The organism is Candidatus Jordarchaeum sp. (assembly GCF_052745115.1).
In genome coordinates, this window is record NZ_JBRAKS010000537.1 from 1 (window position 1) to 1,746 (window position 1,746).

Here is a 1,746-nt window from a genome sequence, read left to right on the forward strand (position 1 = left end):
GGAAACTTGTTGAGCAAAATACAAGCATATATTTCCCGTATACGGTAAAAAAAGATATCTAATCCAATTCAATACATCTTTTTTACTGATAACTTTTTTATTTTAATTTCCCCTTTTTTAAAGAGTGCAAGAAATCCTGAAGCTCTGCTAATATTTTTATGGTAGGTGATAATTCTAAAAAATAGCTTTTCAAAAATTGTCAAAGATTTAATATTTAGAGCTCAAAGAACTATTGGAAAAATTAGGGGTTAAATTATTCATCAAAGGAAGCAAGGTTGGGTGAGCTTGATCTGAATAATTAGAGAAGCACCTTGCTTTGATGAATTTTTAATTCGTAAGGTAATATTATTTTATTAAGTTACATTCTTTCTTCTGTTTCTTTTGCGATTTCTTTGAAAAGCATTCTTCGACCTTCTCGGGTGGGTATTATCTTTTTTCCTTCAAGTCTAACTAAGCCCTTTCTTGCCATTAACACAACTTGTTGTTCAATTTGCCAGTCTTCAGCATCTAAGTACTTTGCAATTTCTTCAATGGTTTCTTTGTATTTTAGGCTTTCTAGAATATTTCTGAAAGATATGGTGTTCCCTCTGCGTTCTTTTTGAATGAGTCCACATACACTACAAATTCTCAATTTTCTTGAACTGTCATAGAGAACCGAACCACCGCAATCTTGGCATTTTTGAGTCGTCTGCTGTGTGCCATACCATTTTCCTGATGATCGGTATGATTCTTTCTTTGACATCCAATTAACACCTCATTAGAAACACAAACATACAATCTATTATTTATTTTCATATATTCTTTATTTTAAATATATGGAGAATCTATTAATAATTAAAAAGTAACTACTTAAGATAATTTTTAATGTTCATTAATTTATTGTAATTCATTGTAACAGAAAGAAAAATAAGAGTAGGTTCTTCATAGAAGGTATATGTAAATGGCAATGTATAGAAGGAAGCGTATTAGAGAAATTTCTACCTATCAGTAAAATTATTGACATTTTTACTAGCAAACATAATGGTGAAAAAAGTGAGCCGAAAAAGAAATATCAAGGAAATTATAGCCGCCATCGGTGTTATACTTCTACTAGGAGGAATCATAGCCATTCCCGCTACAGTGGTCTTGACTCTGTATTTTCCTGAAGTGGAGTTTATACCTGTGGCAAGTGGAGAGGCTTATAACTGGACAAGAGTTTGGATAGTACCACCCGGGCAAATGAATTTTGTCCCAGTTTTCCTAGGCTATGGCGAAGGTGTATTTGGGGTTTATGCTTCAAACATCAGAGTAAATGCATACATTATGGATGTTTTCAATTTCTTTCAATACGTGCAGGGTGCCACTTTCTTCACACCGATCCTTAAAGGACAGCCATCAGAATATTCAGCCTTCGGATACTCAGCACCAGTTCCCGGATTTTACTTTTTAGTCATTGAGAATTACTCACCGTACCCCGCTTTAATAGTAGTGGAGGGGAAAGAGATGGCTAATAGAGTGTTACCCACTAATAATTTTGAACATCAAATATCAATGTTTATACTACATGTAGCCTTAGGCGCCACAATAATCGGTGGATTAATATATTTACCGTTCCGAATTTCGAAATATAGAGCTGCCAAAAAAAGTGCAAAAAAGAAAATTGTAAAAGAGAAGTAGCATTGCTGAATCGGATAAATTGATTATCTATTTCTATTTTTTTAAAAAACCTACATAAGCTTCGCTTTTTAGACAAATTATAAAAAACCT

2 protein-coding genes are annotated in these 1,746 nt (G+C 33.2%); one reads left to right on the forward strand and one right to left on the reverse strand.

Annotated elements, in window-relative coordinates; translation table 11 throughout:
* Positions 1 to 358: 358 nt before the first annotated feature.
* On the reverse strand, positions 359 to 742 hold the full coding sequence (locus ACUVXA_RS20590) for a hypothetical protein (RefSeq protein ID WP_445873167.1): 384 nt from the start codon (positions 740 to 742) through the stop codon (positions 359 to 361).
* A 290-nt stretch (positions 743 to 1,032) separates the two neighbouring features.
* Here ACUVXA_RS20590 and ACUVXA_RS20595 point away from each other — a divergent pair, with 290 nt between their 5' ends.
* Positions 1,033 to 1,656 carry a hypothetical protein gene (locus ACUVXA_RS20595; RefSeq protein ID WP_445873168.1) on the forward strand — a complete coding sequence of 208 codons (624 nt, stop codon included), beginning with the start codon at positions 1,033 to 1,035 and terminating at the stop codon, positions 1,654 to 1,656.
* Positions 1,657 to 1,746 lie beyond the last annotated feature (90 nt).

Excerpts from the sequence above, each read along its gene's own strand:
- ACUVXA_RS20590 (WP_445873167.1), bottom strand. The coding sequence starts at position 742 with ATGTCAAAGAAAGAATCATACCGATCATCAGGAAAATGGTATGGCACA.